This is a genomic window from Gardnerella sp. DNF00753 (genome assembly GCF_049244275.1).
GTDB classification, from domain to species: Bacteria; Actinomycetota; Actinomycetes; order Actinomycetales; family Bifidobacteriaceae; genus Bifidobacterium; species Bifidobacterium greenwoodii.
Map to the genome: position 1 here is coordinate 527,894 of NZ_CP058393.1, position 24,257 is coordinate 552,150.

Annotated in this window: 25 protein-coding genes; 20 read left to right on the top strand and 5 right to left on the bottom strand. The window is 37.6% G+C overall.

Annotated features, from left to right (window positions below; all coding sequences use genetic code 11):
* Positions 1-133: 133 nt before the first annotated feature.
* The 10 genes from HXT33_RS02325 to HXT33_RS02370 all read left to right on the top strand — a co-directional run bounded on the left by HXT33_RS02325 (position 134) and on the right by HXT33_RS02370 (position 8,907).
* A complete protein-coding gene (locus HXT33_RS02325) occupies positions 134-553 on the top strand; it encodes a phage holin family protein (protein ID WP_421787420.1) in 420 nt (139 codons plus the stop codon).
* Positions 546-1,466 carry a GH25 family lysozyme gene (locus HXT33_RS02330; protein ID WP_421787422.1) on the top strand — a complete coding sequence of 307 codons (921 nt, stop codon included), beginning with the start codon at positions 546-548 and terminating at the stop codon, positions 1,464-1,466. Before HXT33_RS02325 ends, HXT33_RS02330 begins: the two co-directional genes overlap by 8 nt.
* A 151-nt stretch (positions 1,467-1,617) precedes the next feature.
* Positions 1,618-2,025, top strand: a complete 408-nt coding sequence (locus HXT33_RS02335; RefSeq protein WP_020760683.1) for a hypothetical protein — start codon at positions 1,618-1,620, stop codon at positions 2,023-2,025.
* Positions 2,012-2,224 (top strand): SHOCT domain-containing protein, encoded by a 213-nt coding sequence (locus tag HXT33_RS02340; protein ID WP_421787424.1) that lies wholly within the window; start codon positions 2,012-2,014, stop codon positions 2,222-2,224. The genes HXT33_RS02335 and HXT33_RS02340 overlap by 14 nt, the downstream gene beginning before the upstream one ends.
* 61 nt (positions 2,225-2,285) lie before the next feature.
* Positions 2,286-3,854, top strand: a complete 1,569-nt coding sequence (locus tag HXT33_RS02345; protein WP_421787426.1) for a recombinase family protein — start codon at positions 2,286-2,288, stop codon at positions 3,852-3,854.
* Positions 3,851-4,261 carry a DNA recombinase gene (locus tag HXT33_RS02350; RefSeq protein WP_421787428.1) on the top strand — a complete coding sequence of 137 codons (411 nt, stop codon included), beginning with the start codon at positions 3,851-3,853 and terminating at the stop codon, positions 4,259-4,261. The genes HXT33_RS02345 and HXT33_RS02350 overlap by 4 nt, the downstream gene beginning before the upstream one ends.
* Before the next feature lies 1 nt (position 4,262).
* Positions 4,263-5,840, top strand: a complete 1,578-nt coding sequence (locus HXT33_RS02355; protein ID WP_421787430.1) for a recombinase family protein — start codon at positions 4,263-4,265, stop codon at positions 5,838-5,840.
* A gap of 511 nt (positions 5,841-6,351) precedes the next feature.
* Entirely contained in the window at positions 6,352-6,945 is a 594-nt protein-coding gene (locus tag HXT33_RS02360) for a hypothetical protein (RefSeq protein WP_421787432.1), read from the top strand.
* 91 nt (positions 6,946-7,036) lie between these two features.
* The gene (locus HXT33_RS02365) at positions 7,037-7,321 is read left to right on the top strand and encodes a hypothetical protein (protein WP_004114737.1); all 285 of its coding nucleotides are present in this window, start codon (positions 7,037-7,039) and stop codon (positions 7,319-7,321) included.
* A 107-nt stretch (positions 7,322-7,428) separates the two neighbouring features.
* Positions 7,429-8,907: an Lsa family ABC-F type ribosomal protection protein gene (locus HXT33_RS02370; protein WP_246904755.1), complete on the top strand. Its 1,479-nt coding sequence runs from the start codon at positions 7,429-7,431 to the stop codon at positions 8,905-8,907.
* A 583-nt stretch (positions 8,908-9,490) separates the two neighbouring features.
* Here HXT33_RS02370 and HXT33_RS02375 read toward each other — a convergent pair.
* On the bottom strand, positions 9,491-10,294 hold the full coding sequence (locus HXT33_RS02375) for a sulfite exporter TauE/SafE family protein (protein ID WP_004136325.1): 804 nt from the start codon (positions 10,292-10,294) through the stop codon (positions 9,491-9,493).
* Between the two features lie 129 nt (positions 10,295-10,423).
* Here HXT33_RS02375 and HXT33_RS02380 point away from each other — a divergent pair, with 129 nt between their 5' ends.
* The 4 genes from HXT33_RS02380 (at position 10,424) to HXT33_RS02395 (ending at position 12,207) form a co-directional block, all read left to right on the top strand.
* The gene (locus HXT33_RS02380; RefSeq protein WP_004136326.1) at positions 10,424-10,762 is read left to right on the top strand and encodes a hypothetical protein; all 339 of its coding nucleotides are present in this window, start codon (positions 10,424-10,426) and stop codon (positions 10,760-10,762) included.
* A gap of 46 nt (positions 10,763-10,808) precedes the next feature.
* Positions 10,809-11,300, top strand: coding sequence for an NUDIX hydrolase (locus HXT33_RS02385; RefSeq protein ID WP_004136327.1), 492 nt, complete (start codon positions 10,809-10,811; stop codon positions 11,298-11,300).
* A gap of 265 nt (positions 11,301-11,565) precedes the next feature.
* The gene (locus HXT33_RS02390) at positions 11,566-11,745 is read left to right on the top strand and encodes a hypothetical protein (RefSeq protein WP_009994761.1); all 180 of its coding nucleotides are present in this window, start codon (positions 11,566-11,568) and stop codon (positions 11,743-11,745) included.
* A 183-nt stretch (positions 11,746-11,928) separates the two neighbouring features.
* Positions 11,929-12,207, top strand: a complete 279-nt coding sequence (locus HXT33_RS02395) for a hypothetical protein (RefSeq protein ID WP_116793898.1) — start codon at positions 11,929-11,931, stop codon at positions 12,205-12,207.
* A 325-nt stretch (positions 12,208-12,532) separates the two neighbouring features.
* Here HXT33_RS02395 and HXT33_RS02400 read toward each other — a convergent pair whose 3' ends face one another.
* Both HXT33_RS02400 and HXT33_RS02405 read right to left on the bottom strand, forming a co-directional pair.
* Complete coding sequence (locus tag HXT33_RS02400; RefSeq protein WP_004122116.1) at positions 12,533-13,429, bottom strand: hypothetical protein; 897 nt, start codon at positions 13,427-13,429, stop codon at positions 12,533-12,535.
* A gap of 92 nt (positions 13,430-13,521) precedes the next feature.
* Positions 13,522-15,468, bottom strand: coding sequence for a type I restriction enzyme endonuclease domain-containing protein (locus HXT33_RS02405; protein WP_225791482.1), 1,947 nt, complete (start codon positions 15,466-15,468; stop codon positions 13,522-13,524).
* 581 nt (positions 15,469-16,049) lie between these two features.
* On the opposite strand from HXT33_RS02405, the gene HXT33_RS02410 reads away from it, so the two are divergent.
* From HXT33_RS02410 to msr(D), 3 genes are all read left to right on the top strand, one after another.
* Positions 16,050-16,220, top strand: a complete 171-nt coding sequence (locus HXT33_RS02410) for a hypothetical protein (RefSeq protein WP_000873143.1) — start codon at positions 16,050-16,052, stop codon at positions 16,218-16,220.
* A gap of 385 nt (positions 16,221-16,605) precedes the next feature.
* Positions 16,606-17,823: a macrolide efflux MFS transporter Mef(A) gene (gene mef(A), locus HXT33_RS02415; RefSeq protein WP_000417519.1), complete on the top strand. Its 1,218-nt coding sequence runs from the start codon at positions 16,606-16,608 to the stop codon at positions 17,821-17,823.
* 119 nt (positions 17,824-17,942) lie between these two features.
* Entirely contained in the window at positions 17,943-19,406 is a 1,464-nt protein-coding gene (msr(D), locus tag HXT33_RS02420) for an ABC-F type ribosomal protection protein Msr(D) (protein ID WP_000420313.1), read from the top strand.
* 117 nt (positions 19,407-19,523) lie between these two features.
* Here the strand turns inward: msr(D) and HXT33_RS02425 are convergent, their stop codons facing one another.
* Both HXT33_RS02425 and HXT33_RS02430 read right to left on the bottom strand, forming a co-directional pair.
* Positions 19,524-19,814: a DUF5960 family protein gene (locus HXT33_RS02425; RefSeq protein ID WP_004121959.1), complete on the bottom strand. Its 291-nt coding sequence runs from the start codon at positions 19,812-19,814 to the stop codon at positions 19,524-19,526.
* The gene (locus tag HXT33_RS02430) at positions 19,814-20,026 is read right to left on the bottom strand and encodes a helix-turn-helix domain-containing protein (protein ID WP_004121956.1); all 213 of its coding nucleotides are present in this window, start codon (positions 20,024-20,026) and stop codon (positions 19,814-19,816) included. Before HXT33_RS02430 ends, HXT33_RS02425 begins: the two co-directional genes overlap by 1 nt.
* A 311-nt stretch (positions 20,027-20,337) precedes the next feature.
* Between HXT33_RS02430 and HXT33_RS02435 the strand changes: the two genes are divergently transcribed.
* From HXT33_RS02435 to HXT33_RS02445, 3 genes are all read left to right on the top strand, one after another.
* Positions 20,338-22,662: a phage/plasmid primase, P4 family gene (locus tag HXT33_RS02435; RefSeq protein WP_004121944.1), complete on the top strand. Its 2,325-nt coding sequence runs from the start codon at positions 20,338-20,340 to the stop codon at positions 22,660-22,662.
* A gap of 420 nt (positions 22,663-23,082) precedes the next feature.
* A complete protein-coding gene (locus tag HXT33_RS02440) occupies positions 23,083-24,030 on the top strand; it encodes a phage major capsid protein (RefSeq protein WP_004121942.1) in 948 nt (315 codons plus the stop codon).
* An 18-nt stretch (positions 24,031-24,048) separates the two neighbouring features.
* Complete coding sequence (locus tag HXT33_RS02445; RefSeq protein ID WP_004121940.1) at positions 24,049-24,216, top strand: hypothetical protein; 168 nt, start codon at positions 24,049-24,051, stop codon at positions 24,214-24,216.
* Positions 24,217-24,257 lie beyond the last annotated feature (41 nt).

Genomic DNA, 24,257 nt, shown 5'->3' on the forward strand with positions numbered 1-24,257 from the left:
TATCAGTTGAAATACTGAAATGCTGAAATGCTGGGCAGGTGTGGGTTAAACCATGCCTGCCATTTTTATTACTTTTTACTTTTTGTTTTTATAAGAGTACTGGCAAATGTTAGGAAAACTTGTAAGGAGAATTATGAGAGGATTTTGGAATATTGCTCAACTGGCTTTCACACTGGTAGGCGGCTGGCTGGGATACTTTTTAGGCGGGTGCGACGGGCTGATCCTCGCGCTCGTTTTATTTGTGGTAACGGATTATATTACAGGCGTGATGTGTGCGGTCACGGATAAGAAACTGTCTAGCAGCATTGGTTTTAAGGGCATTTTTAGAAAGGTGCTCATTTTTATGCTTGTTGGTATAGCAAACATTATAGATTTTCATGTTTTGAAGCAAGGAAGCGTGATTAGAACCGCGGTAATTTTCTTCTACCTATCTAACGAAGGATTATCTTTAACCGAAAACGCGGCTCACCTGGGGCTTCCCGTGCCTGAGAAATTAAAAAACGTTTTAGAACAATTACACGACAAGAACAGGAAGGACAATACTCATGAGTAAAAAAGGAATAGACGTATCAGAGTGGCAGGGTGACATTGATTTCAACGCGGTGAAAGCATCCGGTGTTGAGTTTGTGATCATTCGAGCAGGATACGGTATCGGATGCAAAGACAAGTGGTTTGAACAGAACTATCGTAAAGCAAAAACATGCGGTCTTGATGTTGGAGCCTACTGGTATTCGTACGCAAACTCTGGTTTTGAGGCGGCTGAGGAGGCTCAAAGCTGTGTGAACATGCTTTCAGGTAAGAGTTTTGAGTATCCTGTTTACTTTGATTTGGAAGAGAAAAGCCAGCTTAACCGTGGGCGAGTTTTCTGCGATTCGCTGATTACCGGTTTTTGCAGCAAACTGGAAGCTTGCGGGTATTATGCAGGCTTTTACACTTCGCTTTCAACCGCTAATAATCTTGTGTCATCTCATGTTAGAGACCGTTACGCTTTGTGGATCGCACAGTGGAACACGCACTGCAGTTATCAAGGCTCGTATGGTCTTTGGCAATACTCGTCAAGTGGCAGTGTGCCTGGAGTAGCCGGCAGAGTTGACATGGATTATGCTTACGTGGATTATCCGAGCATTATTAAAAACGTTGGATTAAACGGGTGTAAAAACGGCGGCTCTCATCAAGCTGCGCGCACCTCGAGTATTGATGATGTGGTGCGAGAAGTTATTAACGGCGCTTGGGGTAACGGCAGCACGCGTAAACAGCGTTTAACTTCTGCCGGATACGATTATGCGAGTGTGCAAAATAAGGTTAATGAGCTGCTTGGTGTTAAAGCCTGTAGAAAGTCGGTTGATGAGCTTGCGCGTGAAGTAATCCGAGGTGCGTGGGGTAACGGTAGCACGCGTAAACAGCGTTTAACTTCTGCTGGATACGATTATGATACGGTACAAAAACGAGTAAACGAACTCTTGTAAAACAGTTTGAAACATGTAAAGCCCGAGGCTTGTTCCTACATTGGAGCAATCCTCGGGCTTTTTTTATTTTTTTTTTAAGGTTAAATTGTCAAGTCAAGAGGTTAAAAAACACTGTTTTTTCTTTGCCTGTGATGTAAGGAGGCACAGGCAAATGAATGTGGAAGAAAAAAGTAAGATTGGAAAACTAAGAAACATGGGGTTTGGCTATACGAAAATAGCTAAACAGTTAAATCTTTCAGTTGATACGGTTAAAAGCTACTGTAAGCGCAACAATCTTGGCGGCGTAAATGTTGGCAATAGTGTTCAATTATGTGATTTATGCGCTAAGCCTGTTAAACAGAATGCTGGTCGTAAAGTTAAACGTTTCTGCTCTGACGCGTGTAGAAACACGTGGTGGAGTAAGCATACACAGTTGGTAAAAAGACAGGCAAACTATGAGTGTGCTTGTCTTAACTGCAAAAATTCTTTTATCTCTTACGGTAATAAAACTCGAAAATACTGCTGCCACGCCTGCTATATAGAGCATCGTTTTGGAGGTGAGCATCATGCAAATAAGTAATGATGCTCACGGGCTAAAGGATGTTAAAGCTAGAGATTGGACGAAAGAGAGTATGCAGGCGGATTTTCGTTTTGAAATAGCCGAAAAACTTACCGCTTCACTCTTTAAAAAAGGGCTTATCAGCGAGCAAGAAAAAGAAAAAATAAGCCGTCTTAACAGGGAAAAATTTCACCCGTTTTACAAGGAATTATTGGGTTAAAAGCTTGATAAATACTGCTTTTAGAGTGATGAATAGTATTAGCTGAAAGTGAGGGGAAATAGTGAAAGAAATAATAAAAATAGACTCTACAATACGAAAAACTGGTTTTGAGAAAAAGACGCGGGTTGCAGCGTATGCGAGAGTTTCTAGTGATAGTGATGAGCAGCTTCTCAGTCTAGAAGTGCAAAAGGAGCATTACGAAAACTATATTAAGTCTAATCCCTGCTGGGAGTATGCGGGGCTTTACTTTGACGAGGGTATTAGCGGCACGAAAATCGGTAAGCGTGAAAGTCTTAAACAACTGCTTAAAGACTGTCAGAGCGGTCAGATAGACAGGATTGTTACAAAGTCTATTAGTAGGCTTGCAAGAAACACGGTTGACTGTCTTGAAATAGTTAGAAAACTTACCGGTCTCGGTATTTATTTGTATTTTGAGAAAGAAAACATTGATACCGAGCATATGAGTTCGGAGCTCATGCTTTCTATCCTGAGTTCCATTGCGCAAAGCGAGTCAAGATCCATCTCGGAAAACAGCATGTGGTCAATTCAAAAAAGGTTCGAAAACGGAAGCTTCGTCATTTCCTGCCCTGCGTATGGGTATAAAAACGAGAATAAGAAAATGATTATAGTTCCCGAGCAAGCCAGGGTAGTAAAAGAAATTTTCAACATGGCTCTTTCCGGCATGGGTGGAGAAGCAATAGCACGAGTATTGACCGATAAAAAGATTCCAACTAAAAAGGGCGGAAGTTGGACTTCAAGTACCGTGAATGCTATTTTGACTAATAAAACATACACAGGTGATGTCATATTTCAGAAAACATACACGGATGATAGTTTTAACCGCCATAAAAACTGTGGCGAGAAAAAACAGTATGTTATTGAAAACCATCATGAGGCTATCATCAGTCATGAAACTTTTAATCTTGTAAAAGAGATTATCGCGTGGAGAAGAAGTGAAAAGAACATAGTATGTGGTAGTGGTAAGTACAATAAGCTTTATGCGTTTTCAGGTAAAATTCGTTGTGGTGAGTGTGGAAGCAAGTGTAAAAGACGAATAATTTATCAACATAATAAGGCGTATGGCATATGGGTTTGTATAACGCATCTTGAAGATATTCATGCTTGTTCACAAAAGTCTGTTATGGAAAGTTATCTTAAAATTTCTTTCCTGCAAATGTTAAACAAGTTAAAAGCAGGATACGTTCAAATGTTGACTCCTCTCGTAGAAAGTTTGAGAGGTGTGAATAATAAAGACGGTTTGAACAAAGTTATCGAACTCGAAGAAAAAATAGCTAAATTGCAAGAACAAGAGCAAGTACTCAGTAAGCTTTTCGCCGGTGGCTACATTGAGATGGATTCCTACTATCTGGAAAGCAATCAGCTTAAAACGGGAATAGATACTTGTCTTAAGGAAAAACTTCAGCTTTCCAACAGCTTAAACGGTAACTTAACGCACTTAAACGAGGCGCAAAAACTTCAACGGTTCGTAAGCGTCACAGAAGTATTTAGCGAGTTTAAGGACGAGGATTTTCTGGATTTTGTAGACGGCATAGTGGTAAAAAGCAGAACAAGATTTCTTTTTATTTTGAAATGCGGATTGGAATTAGAAGAAGAGGTGAAAGAAACATGACACATATCCCATATGGTTACCGAATAGTAGACGGTAAAGCGGTTATAGATGAAGTAAAAGCTCAAGAAGTAAGAGAGTTTTTTCGTTTCTATCTTGAATTTAAAAATATTTCTCAAGCTGCTAAAAAATCAGGTATAAAAAGGGATTGGCCAGTCACGGGCAAAATTCTTAGCAAGAAATTGTATTTAGGAACAGAGTTTTATCCTCAGATTATCGATGAGGATATGTTTAGACAAGTACAACAAATAAGGCATGAGAATGCTATCAGGAATCATCGTTATAAAGAGCCTAAGCCAATAAAGGAAATTCGGCTTATTACAAGCTACCAGTTAGAAAAGGTAGAAAAGAAATACGATGATCCTTATCGTCAAGCAGTATACGCGTACAGTCAAATCAGGGAGGTTTAAAATGAGTGCCAACGTTATAATCATTCCACCAAGAAAAATAGCGGGGAATACGGTAGATAAGCATGAAGATAAGCCGAGGTTAAGAGTAGTAGCGTATTGTCGTGTTAGTACTGACAGTGAAGAACAGGCAACAAGTTATGACACGCAAGTTCAGCATTATACGGATTATATTTCAAGAAATCCTCTCTGGGAGTTTGCTGGCATTTACGCTGATGACGGTATTTCAGGAACTAGCACGAAAAAACGTGTCGGTTTCAACGACATGATCCACGATTGCATGAGTGGCAAAGTAGACATGGTTATCACTAAGTCGATTAGCCGTTTTGCGAGAAACACTATCGACTGTTTAAAGTTTGTTAGACAGTTGAAAGACAAAAACATTCCGATCATTTTTGAAAAAGAAAACATCAACACCATGGAAGCAAGCGGAGAACTATTGCTTACTATCATGGCTTCTTTAGCTCAACAGGAATCCGCGTCGCTTTCTCAGAATGTGAAGCTTGGACTTAAGTTTCGCTACCAGGAAGGCAAAGTGCAAATCAACCATAACTGGTTTTTAGGATACACAAAAGACGATGAAGGGAATCTCGTAATTCTTGAAAAGGAAGCAAAAGTCGTAAGAAGGATTTATAGAGAATATTTAGAAGGAGCAAGCCTTAGAGATATAGTGGAGGGCCTTGAAAAAGACGGCATTAAAAACGGTGCCGGGCATTTAAAATGGAATTTATCTAATATTAAAGGCATCTTGCAAAACGAAAAATATATTGGTGATGCTCTTTTACAAAAAACCATCACGACAGATTTTATCAACCATGTTCGTATAAAAAATGATGGAACAGAACCACAGTATTATGTAAAAGATAGCCACACGCCTATTATTCCAAGAGATATTTTCTTTAAAGTTCAAGAAGAAATGGTAAGACGAGCCAACATGTTTAGCGGTGAGGAGAACAAAAAAAGAAGAGTTTATTCCAGCAAGTACGCTTTATCCAGCCTGTGTGTTTGTTCTAAATGCGGGGATGTTTACAGAAGAATTGCTTGGAACAATCGAGGAGTGCATTCTGTTGTTTGGCGTTGTTGTACCAGATGGGAAAATGGTCCTAGTGCTTGTGACGCTCTGACAGTACAAGAGAACGAACTGCAGTCTGCCATAGTGAAAGCCATAAACAAGGTGTTTAGTATATCGGATGAAGTGTTGGATACGTTGAAGAATAATATTAGAGAAATTATCGCTGGCAATAACTTAAGTGAGCTTGAAACGGTTGATAAAAAAATCGCAGACAAACAAGCGATACTGCTAACCTTGCTTAAAGCTAAAAAAGACTACACGAAAATAGCTGATGAGATTGATGAACTTAAGGTTAAGAAACAGCAGCTTCTTATAGAAAAAGCAGGTCAAGAAGATGCTAAAAGACGAATCAGAGAAATGGAAGATTTTCTGAAAAGTGAGTGTCATGATATTAGTGAGTATGACGAGAAGCTGGTAAGAAAGTACATCAAGAAAATAAAAGTTTACGAGGACAGGTTCAGCGTAACTTTTAAATCAGAGATTAGTGTGAATATTGAAAGGGCATCGTAAAAGCCAAAAGAATGTGAGCATTTGAAATGTTACAAAAGTCAGCCTAGGGGGAATCCTCTCTAGGCTGTTTTTATGCTAAACTCAAGCTATTAAGCAAACGTAAACCTTTTAACGATAGCCTTTTCCTATCGTTAAAAAGTGCACCCACTATCCATAGTGTGCACTCAAAAAAGTGTAGCTATACTTGGAGTTCTCTCAATCCACGTCGAGACTGTCGTATTGATGTCAAAGGCTGATTAGGTGGGTGCAAATTTGCCTTTGTGTAGCAAGGCTTAGCGAGGTCTATCGTTAAAAGGTTTAATGCGTGGCGGCTTTAAGCTGGGTTCTTGTGGTTTTTGAGTGTGATTTTGCTGTATGAGGGAAGATATCGACGCTATGGGGTCGAGTGCACAGGATGTTAACGTTAAAAGGTGCACACACTTTGCACCCACCCTGTGAAGTGGGAAAATATAGCTAAAAAGGTAAAATGAGGCCTGGATTATTAGTATGTGTACGAGGAGGTGCTTAAGGAATGGATAATAAGAAGTTTATCGCAGAGACGAAAGATGTTCGTTTAACGGTGAAACGTGCTGATACTTTTGGCGTGAGCTTTGTTAACTGTGAACAAGATATATTGAGGGTTGAGGAAGCGCAAAATGTTATAAGGCTTATTCAAACTAAAAAAGTCTCAGCTTCGAATTGGTTGAGGTGGTTTACTCAGGGTATGCCTGAAATTGTTGTGAGTTTGCCACATGATGTGGAAGTTTGTGAGGTTGAATCTGATTCTAATCAAGTGCTCATCACGGATATTGAGATTGGTAAGCTTTATGTAGAAGTGGGCAATGGCAAGGTAGAAGTTGTTAATTTGAAGGCGGATGATGTCTTTCTTAAATGTTATAATGGGTTGGCTTCAGCAACAAACGTAGAAGTAACTCATGTTTGTACGCTTGATACGTTAAATGGCATGAGTATTTTAGAAGGAACAATCACCAAGGATGCAATCCTTGAAGTAGATTGTGAGAATGGTGTCACCGAGGTTTCAGATAAGAAGAAGGTAAATTGTAAAAACGATGGATTTGCGCATTACATGGTGCACTGTCTTAATGGGAAAGCTATTGCGAAGTAGCAGACATATAGATCAAAAAAGAAGCAATAAAACTTGATATAAGTTGGAATTAGAGCGTATATAGACATACCGATAAAGGAGGAAGCCGTATATGCTCTATGTAAAATTTGATGATTTCGAAGATGTTAGCGTCATGGGAAATGAGAAAGATCATGGAATGTTTATTCCGATTAAGGATGGGAATGTGTATGCTGAGTGCGAACGGTGCGGTGTAGTTGAAAGGATCACCTCACCATGCGAATTCATTGCTAGCACATTTAGGTCAAGAGTGAACTTCAATGAAGGTTATGAACTTTGCGAGAAGTGCTTGCAAGAGGTTGAGTTTGTTACTGTCGCTTTGAGAACTGGAAAATTACCTAATCGAGAATTGAAATGACTGAAAAGCAAAGCAGTGATAACCGTAGTAATACATGAAAAACTAAACGTTAAAAGGTGCACACACTTTGCACCCGGGCGGTAAATGATAATTTAGGGAGGCGTTTTATGTCAGTAATTAAAATTGAAAACCTCACTTTCTCATATTATGGATATGTAAAACCCATATTTAAAAATGTATCGTTTTCCTTTGATACAAACTGGAAAACGGGATTGATAGGAAGAAATGGAATCGGTAAATCAACTCTATTTAAGTTACTTTTAAATCAAGAAACTTATCAAGGTAAAATAAGCAAGGATGTTGAATTTATTAAATTTCCACCAAATATAAGCGATACTTCAAAATTAGGAATTGAGTTATATAAAGAACTAATATCAGATGATGAAGAATGGAAGTTATTTAGAGAACTCAGTTTGCTAAATGTAGATGAGAACCTTGTTTACAGAGAGTTTGAAACGCTTTCTAAAGGGGAACAAACAAAAATCCTTTTAGCTATTTTGTTTACAAGAGAAGATGGCTTTTTACTTATTGATGAACCAACAAACCATTTAGATATGGACGGAAGAAAAATTGTAAGTGAATATCTGAAAAGTAAAAAAGGATTTTTGCTTATATCTCATGATAGAGATTTTTTAGATGGTTGTATCAATCATGTTATTTCTATTAACAGGAATTCTATTGATGTCCAATCGGGAAATTTTACATCATGGTATGAAAACAAAGTGATGAAAGACCAATTTGAAATTAGTCAAAATGAGAGATTAAGAAAAGATATTAAACGATTAAAAGAGTCTGCAAGACAAAGTCAAATTTGGTCTGATAAAATTGAAAATACTAAAAATGGTGTAAAAGTATCAGGTGTAAAACCAGACAAAGGACATATAGGTCATCAATCAGCCAAGATGATGAAAAAATCTAAGAATTTGGAGAATAGACAAAACAAGGCAATAGAAGAAAAACAGAGTTTACTAAAAGATATCGAAATAAAGGAAAGCCTATTACTGCATCCGTTACATCATCATAAAAATCCTCTAATATCGGTTAGCAATTTATCATCATGCTATGGAGAGAGACAGATATTAAGCAATGTAAGTTTCGAGATAAAGCAAGGCGACATAGTGGCTATATATGGGGGTAATGGTAGCGGAAAATCAACCTTGATTAAAATTTTATTAGGTATAAATCACGAGTATACAGGTGAGATAAAATTAGCAGGTAATTTAAAAATCTCGTATATTCCTCAAGACACATCTAATTTAACAGGTAGCCTAAATGAATATATTCACAAGCAAGATGTTGATGAAACATTGTGTAAAACAATTTTAAGAAAATTAGATTTTTCAAGAGAATTATTTGAAATGGATATGAAGAATTATAGTGATGGACAAAAAAAGAAAGTTTTAATTGCTGTAAGTTTCTCAAAGCCAGCTCATATATTTGTTTGGGACGAACCACTGAATTATATAGATGTAATATCAAGAATACAGATTGAGGAAATTATAAAAGAAGCAAAGCCTACACTCATATTTGTGGAACACGATAAGCGATTTGTAGAAGATATCGCCAATAAAATAATACAATTTTAAGTAAAATCCAAATCCCAGTTTGTAGTGCCTTAGACTTTTATCATCATACGACATTCCCCTTGCCAGCTTCTTTCCTGCAACGAACGTTAAGGCTCTTTTTTGATGCATGGTTATCATCAGGGTAGTCTTGATACATGTGAGATTGTCGTATTGATGTCACGGGCTTAATAGGTGGGTGCAAGTTTGCCCTTGTATAGCAGGGGTTTGCGAGGGCTATTGTTAAAAGGTTTAATGCGAAGCGGCTTTAAGCTTACTTCTCGCGGTTTTTGAGTGCGATTTTTCTGTATGAGGGAAGATATCAACGCTCTGGGGTCGAGTGCACAGGGTGTTAACGTTAAAAAGTGCACACACTTTGCACCCACCATGTGAAGTGAGGATATACAGTATAGTTTGCGTAATTATTTATCACGCAAAAAACATGATAATAAAATTTATACAAGCAAAAAGAGATGTTACTCAAATGGCATAATTGTAAAAAGTTACTTTATAACATTCTCCTATATCGTGGGGCTTAAATCTAAGCCCCACTTTTTATATTAAAAACTATTTTTTCAAATAAATAAAAGTCAAAGACTTTACATATTTAACGCTTATTCTTAGCTAAAATACCTGTTTTTAATATCATTTGTAAGCATACGCTGAACAAAAAAATACAAAACAATATATTGCATATAAAAGGTGAAATACTGCGCGCAATTATTGCGCCTAAGTTTACAGTAAATGTCGCAAAAATACCGATAATAATTCCTTCAGTAAAATGAGTATAATGGTAACGAGCATTAGCAATACTACCACTTATAACTGTAGGAAGCGTGGCAAGCAAAGCAGTTCCTCTTGCCATAAGGTCTCCCATGCCGAGCAAAAGTTGCACGCATGGCACTATAATTCCTCCGCCACCAACGCCTAAAATACCTGAAAAAATACCAGAAACAACGCCTATAAATATAAGACATATAGCTTTTAAAAAACTAACATTAAAATCTACATTTCTTAACGGAATCCAAACTTGACTAGAACATATAACTAGTAATACAAAAAGTGTAAAACACCAAGGAAATATTTTTTTAGGCAAAATATGTGAAAAATATACCCCAATTTGTGATCCGAAAACTGAACCTATTATTAGAAAAAATGCTGATAAAAATGACACTTTGCCGTTTAAACCGTAAACAATGCTTCCACAAAGTGACGTTATAATTATGGCAACAAGAGAAGTAGCAGTAGCATGACGCTGATCAAATTTCATAAAAACAGTTAATGCAGGAACTATCACCATTCCTCCACCTACACCGAACAATCCTGATAAGAAACCTGCTAATAGTCCAATGAAAACGATTAAAACAATATTATGGAAGTTATATTTGATTTTAAAAATATTTCTCAACATATATCTTTTCTTCACAAAATACCTCCTCGTACTTTATTCACTGCTTTTACTATATTATATGAAAAATAGAATATTTCTATACTAGTTCAATTGTAATTTATGTATTTATTTATCTAATTAACGTAAGTAATGGATAATAAGAAGTTTATCGCAGAGACGAAAGATGTTCGTTTAACGGTGAGACGTGCTGATACCTTTGGTGTGAGCTTTGTTAACTGTGAACAAGATATATTGAGGGTTGAGGAAGCGCAAAATGTTATAAGGCTTATTCAAACTAAAAAAGTCTCAGCTTCGAATTGGCTGAGGTGGCTTACTCAGGGTATGCCTGAAATTGTTGTGAGTTTGCCACATGATGTGGAAGTTTGTGAGGTTGAATCTGATTCTAATCAAGTGCTCATCGCAGATATTGAGATTGGTAAGCTTTATGTAGAAGTGAACAATGGCTTTGTATCCACTGGAGAAAGATAAAATTCATATTTAATGAAATTGACAATCAGGCCTTATGGAGGGTTTTATGGCTGAGATTTGGGATGCGTATGATAAAGAATTTAATAAATTAAAGAATATTACATTAGTGAGAGGAGAACCAATTCCTGACGGCATGTATCATTTGGTGGGCGAAGTAATTGTTAAACATATAGATGGTACTTACCTTATTATGCAAAGAGATTTTGAAAAGAAATTCGGTGGAATGTGGGAGTTGACAGCAGGTGGTTCTGCATTGCAATATGAAACACCATTAGAATGTGCAGTAAGAGAATTAAAAGAAGAAACAGGTATTGAAGCTTCAAAAATTATGGAGATCGGAAGATTTGTGCAGGATGTTTACCACTCTCTTTATGTTGAATATCTATGCGTAACCGATTGTAAGAAAAATGCAATTGCTCTTCAAAAAGGAGAAACGGTTAATTATAAGTGGGTAGATAAAAAGAGCCTTTTGGAAATGAGCCAAGACGAGTTAGTATCATCAAGGGCAATCAAACTTATTAAAACAGTAGATATATAAATTCAAGTTTTGCTGTTTGAGGGAAGATATCAACGCTCTAGGGTCGAGTGCACAGGATGTTAACGTACTTCGCTTGCGTTGAAAGCACACTGTGCTTTCAACTTTGAGCAAGCTCAGCGAATCGAAGTGCATTCGCGAATTATGTCTTAATCGCTCATGCAAGTCGATTCGCCATTTTGCACCCACCCTGTGAAGTGGTAAAATATAGCTCAAAAGGTAAAATGAGGCCTGATTATTAGTATGTGCACGAGGAGGTATTTAAGGAATGGACAAGCTCGTTCGTTTTTGCCGTGAAGTAGCGACATTCGGCTTGACGGTTGCCTTAATCGCGATGCTGGTTGCCTTAATATGGGATGGCACACTTGCTATTAGAATTGGTTTCACCTCTTTTGTTATTGGTGTCACAGTGATTTCGCTTAAGACTGTCCTTCGAAAGACTGATTGAATTTTGTTTGGTTCAAGTCAATAGTTGAATATCTCACGTTGGGTGACTATTACTGATTTCTGTCAGTAATAGTCATTTCTTTTTATGAATCTTAAAGTCAGGCTCAATGTCCGTCCTGTTTAGCCGGTGATTAGGGGTAATCGTTAAAAGATTAACAACTGTATCAATGAAAATGCACGGAAATTGCAGAACAAGGATGAGTATGAGAAAAAATATACGAGTCTAGTGAACAGGTTCAATACTGTAGAATCAAGGCTTAAGGGAGTAAAAGCTCGCATTGTTGAAAAGCAAATGAGGCATGATGGAGTTGAATATTTTATCGAGGACTTGAAAAAGCAGGACTTGTTAACGGTTTTCGATGAAAACGTCTGGCTTAGCATGGTTGACCATCTAACTGTGCATCAATATGGAAAGGTTGAGTTTACTTTCCTTGATGGGAGCAAAACGGAACTAAAGTGTTAAGCTTACAGGAAAAGTGTAAGGTAAAATAAAAGTATATCAGCAAGTCGCTGACGTGTTTTTTGCTGTTAAAAGAGTTACGGGTTGAGTATCAATGGAGAGAAGAGGGTGCGTCTGTCTAAAAAATGTCCGCACCCCCTTGTCTAAAAAATTTAACATTTTGAAAGGAGAAATAATGGAAACAAAGGAGTGTTCAGTAAGGGATTAAAAGAAAACCAACTGAAAGCCTTTAAGCGGGAACATAAGAAATAAAACGACCATACAAGAGTAGAGATACTCTGTGTGGCCGTTTTCTTATACTCAGATACCGAAATAGTATTTGAGATTTTTAGAACAAACCTTGTATTTGAGCTTGTATTAACACTGCAGTAACGCTGGCACCTGTATTAATTAAAAAGTCTTTTAGTCCAACCAATGCTGATTTTAAAATATGCGGTTTCTTCTCTTCTTCAATTTTTAATTTGATGTCAGCTAATAATTCTGTTGCGGTTTCTATATCCTCTTTTGATAAATCAGATTCACTAATACTTTTTTCAACGGCATCAACTACATCCTTAACTTTATCATAGGAAAATGTAACTGTATTCTCACTTCCAGACACTATCTGTACATTATCGGATGGCGAATTGATCACACTTGTATTCCCGTAATAATTATTCACGGTTTGCGGCATGTTCACTGCGGATTCTTTTTCAGTCTCAGAGAAAACCATATTTTCCCCTACAATACCTTCCGATTCTAATTTCAATGTCCATTCTAAAATAGTATTTTTGACTTTTTCTTCAATGTCTTTAACTGCAGTTGTAGGTACATGTAATGCATAATCCATTGGAAGTAGCGAATCAGCCATTTTATCAAACAATGCAAGTTGTTCGCCTGAAAAATCTAAAGTTAATACATTTCCTGAGGACTGACATAAAGAAATGATTTCAGAAATTGAATTTACTAACTTTCTTTCACAAATCTTTTTTTCGTATTCATTATCCTGTATTGAGGTTGGAATCCAACCGCGATAAGGATTGAAAGTTTTTAAACTTCCACGAACCTTTCTATACTCAGGGCAAGATTCTGGGTCAGGATAACCATTTAATTCGTGTTGAATCCATTGATCAAAATCAGCAAGCTTTAATTTTGATGCAATCAAATGTGCTTTGCGTAATATATTAACAACATCGCAATTTGATGACACAATTTCATTCTGTAATTCTAAAACAATACTTCCCATGTTATTCACCATCCTTCTTTCTACCATATAGGGCACTATTCTCAGCAAACATCATAGTTCTTCACATAGAAGCAATAAGGAAAAGGAATAATCTAACTTTCTGAAGTTGTTTCAGAATGCTCCTCAAAATTTTCTACCTGCTCCATCACCTTTGTGAACACTTCAGGACTATACTGTGGCGGATAGCCGTTCTTAACCAAACAAATCTTTATCTTCAATTTTAACTGATTACGCACATTCTGATTGTTGAGCCAGTCCACAAATGAAGACTCGGTATCTATTATTTCCTTAACTTTTTTAGCAAGTGTCTTGCATTTATCGTTTATCACAACACCGTTAACTTCTTTGTCAATGCCATATTCAAACTTATACTGGTCACGAAGAGCAATCAAAATATCATAGAATGCCTTTTCTTCAAAGGTTAATCCTATTTTACGGAAACTCTCACGATTTTCGTTCATCTGACGAAGTATCACTAAAGCTTGTTCAGTTGCAGCCTTAATAATATCTTCTGAGGCAGCTTCCTGTGTTGCCCCGGCTTCTTCAGCAGTAAGGTGCTTACGTCTTTCATGGTACTCATCAATAGTCTTTTCAATCATTTCTTGGAAAGATTTCGCTGCTAATTGGTTAACCCTGCCATATTCCTTTATTTGCTTACGGAGCATTTTGATAAGTAATTCTAACTTTGTAGCAGGCATTTCTACATCTGATAATTTTTCAAAGTATTCAGGAGAGAAGATATCTTCTTCCTCGCCACTTTCAAGAACACTTTCTACCTTATTGTATTTTAATGCCTCTTCAACCATCTTTGATACCACAAGATTCATAGTTTCAGCATCAACATCGCTGGTTCCACTCATTTTACGAACGAAGCCTGCTATAGCCATAAAGCACTGTGCAAGCGCAGATTCTTCTTCGCCCAGATTTCCAGAAGGTTGGCAAATATCAAAAGCACTTCTCATTCTCTTAACAGACTTTAAGAAATATGTCTTAAATGAGACCTGATTAGTTTTTCCGTTTCCTTCTGTCTGCAAGACCTGTGCTGATGTAAAGACATACTCAGCCGCTTTGGAAAGTAATTTATATCTTTCAACAGGGTCACATTTCGTATTAAGGAATGGAGCTAAGTCATAATCTGTAAACAGTGCTTTAAGTATTTCAATCTCCTCCCTGAATGCAGAGGTAGCCTGCTCAACGTCATCCGATGTGGGAGCAACTGATGTATCACCACCGTAAACCTTCATGGCCTCACGCATATTATCGCGAATGCCAATATAGTCGATAACCATACCATATTCTTTGCCGGGATATTTTCTGTTTACACGACTGATAGTTTGAATCAGCAAGTGCTTCTTCAAAGGCTTATCGTTATATAAATATGTAAGTGACGGAACATCAAATCCCGTAATCCACATATCAACTACGATAACAATATGGAAATTAGACTTTTCCTGTTTAAAGGCTGCATCCAGTTCTTCGCAACGTTTATCATTTTTAACTCCACCAAGATAGTTATACATCTCAGCTTCATCATTACTTCCAACACTCGATACCATAGCCATAAATGGCATAGGCTTTAATTCTTTAAGTTCTTCATCTGTTGCAGTAACTCCGTCAGGAGTTTTCTTTTCTTCAAACCATTCCGGATATTTATCCTTGAATTTCAAAAGAAGTGAATATGCAATTTTTCTGCTAGAGCAGACAATCATTGCTTTCTGAATTCTATCTGGGTCACTATCACAAGATGAAATATAATGGTCATGAATATCTATAGCAAGCCTCTCCAAGCGAGAAGGCTCGCCAAGGATAACTTCCATAGAACTCATTGCACGTTTACTGGCTTCAATATCATCATACGTTGCACCATCATCGGCACACTTTTTATAGTAATTTTCAATTTCTTTAGCTTTGGTCTTATCAAGTAACACCTTGGCAATACGAGGATGATACTTAATAGAAACAGTTAGTCCATCTGCGACCGCCTGATCCATAGTGTATCTATCAATTTCCTGACCAAAGGTCTGATATGTTTCGGCAATAGGAGTTCCTGTGAAACCTACAAACGTAGCATGTTGAGGCGGTAAGTTTGCTAGTCAAGGAGTAAAACGACGAAGATTAGCATTTACTTCCGCCCATGCGATAGCTGTCCGTGATTGACAAGTGCTAGCACGCAGACAGAACGGAGATAGCGAACCGCTGAGTGTGTCGCTCTGCTCGTAAAAGCTTAGAAACCTTTGAACGAAAGGGATAATGAAAGCCTTGATTGCAAGGCTTTTTGCTTTATGGTGGGTAAGTATCAGAGTGAGAAAATTTTTGGAATGAGTAGAAGTGATAGCTAGAAATTATCAGTTTCTATTTCCATTTACCCTGTGGGTACGTGTTTGTTTCCATTGACAAGGAGTTTGTGGGAATAGAAATGTACCCACCTTGTTTGAATCAAGTGAAGTGTAGTTGAAGGAAATCTGTTGAAAGCAATACTTCATTTTACCGAATAAGTAATAATTTAGGCAACTTCAAATCGATTAAAAAAAAAACTATTTTAAAGGTTAAGAGTAGACAAAAATTGTCCACTCTTTTTTGCAAACTCAATTTATCAATAAATGAAATGAGGGAATGTAAAATGAAATATTTTGAGGTTGAGTTAGAAAATCCTGATGAATTTTTAAAACTACAAACAGAAGATTTTGTGAAAGCTAATCGCTTGCTACTAAGGAAGATAATCCAGAGCGTTACAGTCTATGAAGAAAACTTCGTCATATCCTTTAAATCTGGCATCGAATTGGAAGTATGAGTCTCATTCCATAACTTTTATATTGAACATATCATCTTGTTGTGTTATACTACAAATTGATATAAACAAAGATGTAGGAGGAACCGAAACTATGACAGCCTCAATGCGTTTAAGATAAGCTGGCAATAAAAAAAGCAGAATCTATACCCGATGATAGGCTTTTTTGTTGTGCTTATTTATACGATATTGAGCATTCATTAGTTACGGTGAGGATATTGGTTATTTAACTATACCTTTATTTAACTATGTCTTTAATATGAATGTTTCCAAATTGTATGTATGCAGACCAAAAGCCACATTGTGGGGTTTGGCCTGCATTTTTTATTGCCTAGAATGCTATTCAAAATAGAAATTCAAGCAAAATAATATGCAGGAGATAATATAAATGGAAAAATACAACAATTGGAAACGAAAATTTTATGCAATATGGGCAGGGCAAGCAGTATCATTAATCACTAGTGCCATCCTGCAAATGGCGATTATTTTTTACCTTACAGAAAAAACAGGATCTGCGATGGTCTTGTCTATGGCTTCATTAGTAGGTTTTTTACCCTATGCGATTTTGGGACCTGCCATTGGTGTGCTAGTGGATCGTCATGATAGGAAGAAGATAATGATTGGTGCCGATTTAATTATCGCAGCAGCTGGTGCAGTGCTTGCTATTGTTGCATTCTGTATGGAGCTACCTGTCTGGATGATTATGATAGTATTGTTTATCCGTAGCATTGGAACAGCTTTTCATACCCCAGCACTCAATGCGGTTACACCACTTTTAGTACCAGAAGAACAGCTAACGAAATGCGCAGGCTATAGTCAGTCTTTGCAGTCTATAAGCTATATTGTTAGTCCGGCAGTTGCAGCACTCTTATACTCCGTTTGGGATTTAAATGCTATTATTGCCATCGACGTATTGGGTGCTGTAATTGCATCTATTACGGTAGCAATTGTACGTATACCTAAGCTGGGTAATCAAGTGCAAAGTTTAGAACCAAATTTCATAAGGGAGATGAAAGAAGGAGTTGTGGTTCTGAGACAAAACAAAGGATTGTTTGCCTTATTACTCTTAGGAACACTATATACTTTTGTTTATATGCCAATCAATGCACTATTTCCTTTAATAAGCATGGAACACTTTAATGGAACGCCTGTGCATATTTCTATTACGGAAATTTCCTTTGCATTTGGGATGCTAGCAGGAGGCTTATTATTAGGAAGATTAGGGGGCTTCGAAAAGCATGTATTACTAATAACAAGTTCATTTTTTATAATGGGGACCAGTTTAGCCGTTTCGGGAATACTTCCTCCAAATGGATTTGTAATATTCGTAGTTTGCTGTGCAATAATGGGGCTTTCGGTGCCATTTTATAGCGGTGTGCAAACAGCTCTTTTTCAGGAGAAAATTAAGCCTGAATATTTAGGACGTGTATTTTCTTTGATCGGAAGTATCATGTCACTTGCTATGCCAATTGGGTTAATTCTTTCTGGATTCTTTGCTGATAAAATCGGTGTAAATCATTGGTTTTTACTATCAGGTATTTTAATTATTGGCATTGCTATAGTTTGCCAAATGATAACTGAGGTTAGAAAATTAGATTTAAAATAAACAATATTGGAGGAATATTTATGTATCTTATTTTCATGTAACTCTTCCTGCTAAAATCGCAGGGTTTTCCCTGCATACAAGCAAATGAAAGCATGCGATTATAGACAGGAGGAAATGTTATGGAATTAATATTAAAAGCAAAAGACATTCGTGTGGAATTCAAAGGACGCGATGTTTTAGATATAAATGAATTAGAAGTATATGATTATGACCGTATTGGTTTAGTAGGAGCAAATGGTGCTGGAAAAAGCACTTTACTCAGGGTACTTTTAGGAGAATTAACTCCCCCAGGATGTAAAATGAATCGTCTGGGTGAACTTGCCTATATTCCCCAGTTGGACGAAGTAACTCTGCAGGAGGAAAAAGATTTTGCACTTGTAGGCAAGCTAGGTGTTGAGCAATTAAATATACAGACTATGAGCGGTGGTGAAGAAACAAGGCTTAAAATAGCACAGGCCTTATCGGCACAGGTTCATGGTATTTTAGCGGATGAACCTACGAGCCATTTAGACCGTGAAGGAATTGATTTTCTAATAGGACAGCTAAAATATTTTACAGGTGCACTGTTAGTTATTAGCCATGACCGCTATTTTCTTGATGAAATAGTAGATAAAATATGGGAACTGAAAGATGGCAAAATCACTGAGTATTGGGGAAACTATTCTGATTATCTTCGTCAGAAAGAGGAAGAACGTAAGAGCCAAGCTGCAGAATACGAACAATTTATTGCGGAACGTGCCCGATTGGAAAGGGCTGCGGAGGAAAAGCGAAAACAGGCTCGTAAAATAGAACAGAAGGCAAAAGGTTCTTCAAAGAAAAAAAGTACTGAAGACGGAGGGCGTTTAGCTCATCAAAAATCAATAGGAAGTAAGGAAAAAAAGATGTATAATGCTGCTAAAACCCTAGAGCACAGGATTGCGGCCTTAGGAAAAGTAGAAGCTCCGGAAGGCATTCGCAGAATTCGTTTCAGGCAAAGTAAAGCATTGGAGCTCCATAATCCATACCCTATAGTCGGTGCAGAAATTAATAAAGTATTTGGGGATAAGGCTCTGTTTGAAAATGCATCTTTTCAAATTCCGTTAGGAGCAAAAGTGGCGTTAACTGGTGGTAATGGAATCGGAAAAACAACTTTAATCCAAATGATCTTAAACCATGAAGAAGGAATTTCTATTTCGCCTAAGGCAAAAATAGGTTACTTTGCACAGAATGGTTACAAGTACAACAGTAATCAGAATGTTATGGAGTTTATGCAGAAGGATTGTGACTACAATATATCAGAAATTCGTTCAGTGCTAGCATCTATGGGGTTCAAACAGAACGATATTGGAAAAAGTTTATCTGTTTTAAGCGGTGGAGAAATTATAAAATTGTTGCTTGCTAAAATGCTCATGGGTAGATATAACATCCTAATAATGGATGAACCCAGTAACTTCCTTGACATACCAAGTTTAGAGGCTTTGGAAATACTAATGAAGGAGTACACCGGAACTATCGTGTTTATCACCCACGATAAACGATTACTCGAAAATGTAGCAGATGTAGTTTATGAAATTAGAGATAAGAAAATAAATCTGAAACATTAAATTTAAGGTAGTCGCTGGTCAGTATAGTCTGTTCTGGTTGGCGACTCCATTGTTAAAGAGTATAAAGACTTTAGATTTTATGAATATTAAAAATAGGAACAGTCAATTGAACTGCTCCTATTTTTCTGCTAAATATATTGTAGTTTTCTTATATGTATAATGATAGATTAGCGGATTCTCATCTACGGTACTTACTTCAAATATGAAGAAGTGATCGCGGTTACCTGCATATTTGTTTTCTAACGCTTTTAGTGCGAGTAGGTTATCTCCATGTATGAGCATGTTTTCTGTATTAGGATCATTTTTGCAGTTTGATTTTTCTTTATCCTCAACTAGAATCCTAGGCTCTATTTTGATTTCTTTATCCTTACCAAGCCACGTAAGTTCCAGTTTTTGATTATTAGCCATTACTTTTCATCCTCCGCTATAAATTCCAAAATATCGTTGGGCGTGCAGTGTAAAGCTGTGCAGATACCTTCCACTTTTTCCAGTGATATATATTGCCCAGTGCGTAGTTTCGTAATAATGTTGGCGGAAATATTGCTCATTCTCATTAAGTCCTGATTGGAAATATCTTCTTCAATCATGCGATGTAATAGTTTTTTATAACTAACAGCCATAATTCCCTCCTTATTTTAATAGTTAAATATTATCACGATTCTGTGAGTATATCAACGATATAAAGAGCTAGCCACTCCGGAATATAGCAGATTAAAAAAGTCTCCTTTGCTATTCATTCAAGGCAAATGCCTAATGAATGCTTAGGAGATTTTTATTGTCAAAAATTTTTTCTAAAACCGTCAGATTACACCCTCTTTCATGGCTACCAAGTAGAAGACCAAAAAAACTTTTTAAGACAGGTTAAAAAGTCGGCTTTTTCTTTTGCCTGTGATGTAGAAGGGATAAGCCTTCTAGAAAAGGAGGATCAAATATGGATCTAGAGAAACTGCCAAAAGCACTAAAGAACAAGAATATCTTTTGTTCATGGAAGTACGAGCAGCAAGAAAACGGTAGGCTCACTAAGCCGCCTTATAACCCCATAACGGGAAAGAAAGCAGCTACAGACAACTTAAGCGATTTCACCTCGCTTGATGATGCCATGAAAGTAAAAGACCAATACGACGGAATTGGTATAAAGCTTGTTGATAACCTCTTAGGCATCGATTTAGACCACTGCATCGATAATGGCATCATTAAAGACTGGGCAAAAGAGATTATTGCCCATTTCAAGCACGCTTATATCGAATACAGCCCAAGTAAGCATGGCTTTCATATCTTGCTTCTGTTTAACGGCGCATACGATAAAAAGTCTTATTACATCAAGCATGGGGATATTGAGGTTTACAGCGCTCTAGCTACGAATCGCTATCTAACAGTTACGGGCGACGTGTATCAGGAAGGCGAGCTTTTAGAAGACGATGAAGCCATCATGTGGCTTTTAGACACGTACATGAAGCGAAACATAAACACTCATGAAAAAGAAAATAACGCGTGTACAAGGTCATATTTAAGCGATACATCTGTTATTGAAAAAGCTGGCAACGCCATAAATGGAGCTAAATTTACAGCACTTTGGCATGGTGACATTTCGGCTTACCCTTCTCATAGCGAAGCAGATGCCGCGCTTGTGTCTATTCTTGCCTTTTACTGTGGCGGTAACAAGGAGCAAATAGACCGACTTTTTCGTAAGTCTGCTTTATTCCGTCCTAAGTGGGATGAACACCGTGGCGCGGATACTTATGGCAACACAACCATTCAGAAAGCTGTTTCTAAATGTCATACCTTCTATGAGCCTTTCCATAATGCAAGTGCTGAGGAAGACTTTGATGATCTCTTATCTAAATTACAGGAACTAAAGCCTGATGAAAATATACGATATCGCAACGGTGATTTAGGTAATGGCAGATTGTTTGCTGATATTTTCCAAAACATTCTGCACTATGTACCGGAGCGCAAAATGTGGTTCATCTTCGATGGTGTACGTTGGACTTGCGATATTGGAACGCTTAAAACGATGGAACTATGCAAGGATTTAGCTCTTTCTCTTATACGTTATGCTGGTGTCATTAAAGACGAGAGAACCCGTTCCATGCTTGTTGAGTATTGGAACAAATGGAGCAGCCGTCGTAACCGTGAGATTTATATCAAGGAAGCTCAAAGCGTTTACCCCATTTCGATGGAAGCGTTCGATAAGAACATTTATCTATTTAACTGCCAAAACGGAACTTTAGACCTTCAGCACGGTGTATTTCGCAAGCACTTAGCAACAGATCTTATTACCAAAGTATCACCTGTGTTTTATGACCCGAAGGCAAGAAGTGAACGTTTTCGCCAGTTTGTCGATGAAATTATGAGCGGAGATTGTGAGAAAGCCTTGTATCTTCAAAAGTCATTAGGCTATGCGTTAAGCGGTGATACACGCTATGAGTGCATGTTCTTTCTTTTTGGAGAAAGCACAAGAAACGGTAAAGGCACACTCATGGAAAGCGTTCTGTCTGTGATGGGCGATTACGGAAAAGCGGTACGCGCGGAAACCATTGCTCTAAAGAAGAACCCTAATAGCTCACAGCCGACCGAGGATGTAGCACGCCTTGCCGGTGTTCGCTTTGCCAATATATCTGAGCCGAGCCGAGGACTATTCCTTAATTCAGCCCAAGTTAAATACATGACGGGAAGTGATACCTTAAACGCTCGATTCCTGCATGAGAACAGTTTTGACTTTAAACCACAGTTCAAACTGTACGTGAACACCAATTATCTGCCCGTCATCAGCGATATGACAGTGTTTAGTAGCGACCGCATGCAGATTATTCCCTTTAACAGGCATTTTGAAGCGTGGGAACAGGATAAAACCTTAAAGGCGGAGTTTTCTAAAAAAGAGGTGCAAAGTGCCATTTTAAACTGGCTTCTTGAAGGCTTTACCCACCTCCGAGATGAAGGCTTTAAGCCGCCTAATAGCGTTCTTGATGCCATTTTTAGTTATGCCCACGACAGTGACAAGATGGCACAGTTTGCTGAAGATGTACTCGTTAAAGACCAGAGCTCTGAGATTCGAACGGCAGTTGTATACGACCACTACAAGAAGTGGTGCATTGATAACGGCTGTTTTTCTGAGAACAGCAGAAACTTCAATCAGGAATTAAGAAAATTTGCCGAGGTTGTAAGAAAGCGTCCCAAGACAGGCGGAGAAAAAACCACGCTTCTTAAAGGCTACAGGCTTAAAAGTGAGTTTAGCGATTTTTTAAGTGGCAACTAGTGGCAGTTAATAACCTATATCCCCATATAACCCTATAAGGCAATAACGAAATTTAACTGCCACATCATGCCACGTTTAAGGAGGTGGTGCCTATGATTGCGTAATTCGTATCGCAAACCTGTGTTGAACATGAAGAAGAAATACTATCATGCACAAATCAAAATACTGAAATGATTTCAGCTTTTTGACAACATTGAAGAAAGAAAACCTGCCTAGGTACTGTGCTGTTAGAAATTTATTCGCATACTACTTTCTGAACCTAACCCCCTAGGGGGGGGGTCAAATCTCTAAAGAGTACCCCTTCGGGAACGGGCGCAGGGTCTTGCGTGCAAAAACAGCGAATTCAAAAGGGTAAATGGGCAAAATCAAGCAAATTACTGCAGTAATTGCAGAAAACAGTAATGAAAGGAACTAACAATTATGATTAACAGAGATATTGAAAAAGAAATGAAACTAGCAAGTCAGGACTACCACAACACGTTTTGGAACGTACTGCGCGACGCAAATGGTAATGCGAACAATATTGCAGGAAAACTGCGCCACATTCATACAGGTGCCTATGATTTGCCGACTTCTTCTCTAGCAAAACTCGAAGCAAAACTTGCAAACAAAAGTAATCTTAGAAAACTGTGTACAGTGGTAAAAGCACACTCGCAATCAAGCAAATTGTTCATCTATGAAGGTACACCGTTCACTAAATGGATGAAAGATTATGATGCGAATATCATTACGCATATGCCTATTAAAGATGGCTTTAAGCGTATTGATGTAACGGATTATACCCTAGTTAACCTTATTCGTTTGGGTACGGATTTTACAGCTGATCTTGACTTTGATATCGAAGAGTTCATCACAAGCGAACTGACAAAGCAATTTACATTGAGTGAGTCGGAAGCTTTTATAAATGGCGATGGGATAACTAAGCCGACAGGAATTTTATCAGATACATCAGGTGCTGAGGTTGCTGTGCAAGCAAAAGAGATTTCCGCAGATACCATCAAACATTTATTCTTCTCGCTAGATAGTAAGTATCGAGAAAATGCCACGTGGCTTATGAATGATGAAACTGCTCTTTATCTTCAAACCTTAAAGGACACTACCGGAGCATACATCCTACCTGATTTTGATGGCAACTTAATGGGCAGACCTGTGGTCATTGACAATGCCATGCCTTCTTCGCAAAAGGGAGCAAAAGTTATCGCCTTTGGTGATTTTTCCAACTATTGGATTATCGAACGCCATAACCCAACCATCAAGGTTCTAAACGAAATATTTTCTCTTATAGACCAGATAGGTTACCTCTCTTTTGAGTATTTGGATGGGAAACTGGTACATCCTGAAGCAATTAAAGTATTGCAACTTTCTTAAACAAGGAGGTCAAAATGCATGGATGAACAAATTAAGGATACACCGGTAAAAACCGAAGTGTTAAGAATCGGAAATACTGAATTTACGGTTAACTCTCTTGAAAGCAAGAGTGCTCAGAAAGGTGTCAAAGACCTAATCAAACACCTTATTTTAAGCAATTTAAACCATGTAATAGAAGCTAAATAACTTGATAAATTCTGAGTTATACGGGAATATATACTGACCGC

Excerpts from the sequence above, each read along its gene's own strand:
- HXT33_RS02325 (WP_421787420.1), top strand. The coding sequence starts at position 134 with ATGAGAGGATTTTGGAATATTGCTCAACTGGCTTTCACACTGGTAGGC.
- HXT33_RS02330 (WP_421787422.1), top strand. The coding sequence starts at position 546 with ATGAGTAAAAAAGGAATAGACGTATCAGAGTGGCAGGGTGACATTGAT.
- HXT33_RS02335 (WP_020760683.1), top strand. The coding sequence starts at position 1,618 with ATGAATGTGGAAGAAAAAAGTAAGATTGGAAAACTAAGAAACATGGGG.
- HXT33_RS02340 (WP_421787424.1), top strand. The coding sequence starts at position 2,012 with ATGCAAATAAGTAATGATGCTCACGGGCTAAAGGATGTTAAAGCTAGA.
- HXT33_RS02350 (WP_421787428.1), top strand. The coding sequence starts at position 3,851 with ATGACACATATCCCATATGGTTACCGAATAGTAGACGGTAAAGCGGTT.
- HXT33_RS02355 (WP_421787430.1), top strand. The coding sequence starts at position 4,263 with ATGAGTGCCAACGTTATAATCATTCCACCAAGAAAAATAGCGGGGAAT.
- HXT33_RS02360 (WP_421787432.1), top strand. The coding sequence starts at position 6,352 with ATGGATAATAAGAAGTTTATCGCAGAGACGAAAGATGTTCGTTTAACG.
- HXT33_RS02365 (WP_004114737.1), top strand. The coding sequence starts at position 7,037 with ATGCTCTATGTAAAATTTGATGATTTCGAAGATGTTAGCGTCATGGGA.
- HXT33_RS02370 (WP_246904755.1), top strand. The coding sequence starts at position 7,429 with ATGTCAGTAATTAAAATTGAAAACCTCACTTTCTCATATTATGGATAT.
- HXT33_RS02375 (WP_004136325.1), bottom strand. The coding sequence starts at position 10,294 with ATGTTGAGAAATATTTTTAAAATCAAATATAACTTCCATAATATTGTT.
- HXT33_RS02380 (WP_004136326.1), top strand. The coding sequence starts at position 10,424 with ATGGATAATAAGAAGTTTATCGCAGAGACGAAAGATGTTCGTTTAACG.
- HXT33_RS02385 (WP_004136327.1), top strand. The coding sequence starts at position 10,809 with ATGGCTGAGATTTGGGATGCGTATGATAAAGAATTTAATAAATTAAAG.
- HXT33_RS02390 (WP_009994761.1), top strand. The coding sequence starts at position 11,566 with ATGGACAAGCTCGTTCGTTTTTGCCGTGAAGTAGCGACATTCGGCTTG.
- HXT33_RS02400 (WP_004122116.1), bottom strand. The coding sequence starts at position 13,429 with ATGGGAAGTATTGTTTTAGAATTACAGAATGAAATTGTGTCATCAAAT.
- HXT33_RS02410 (WP_000873143.1), top strand. The coding sequence starts at position 16,050 with ATGAAATATTTTGAGGTTGAGTTAGAAAATCCTGATGAATTTTTAAAA.
- HXT33_RS02425 (WP_004121959.1), bottom strand. The coding sequence starts at position 19,814 with ATGGCTAATAATCAAAAACTGGAACTTACGTGGCTTGGTAAGGATAAA.
- HXT33_RS02430 (WP_004121956.1), bottom strand. The coding sequence starts at position 20,026 with ATGGCTGTTAGTTATAAAAAACTATTACATCGCATGATTGAAGAAGAT.
- HXT33_RS02435 (WP_004121944.1), top strand. The coding sequence starts at position 20,338 with ATGGATCTAGAGAAACTGCCAAAAGCACTAAAGAACAAGAATATCTTT.
- HXT33_RS02440 (WP_004121942.1), top strand. The coding sequence starts at position 23,083 with ATGATTAACAGAGATATTGAAAAAGAAATGAAACTAGCAAGTCAGGAC.
- HXT33_RS02445 (WP_004121940.1), top strand. The coding sequence starts at position 24,049 with ATGGATGAACAAATTAAGGATACACCGGTAAAAACCGAAGTGTTAAGA.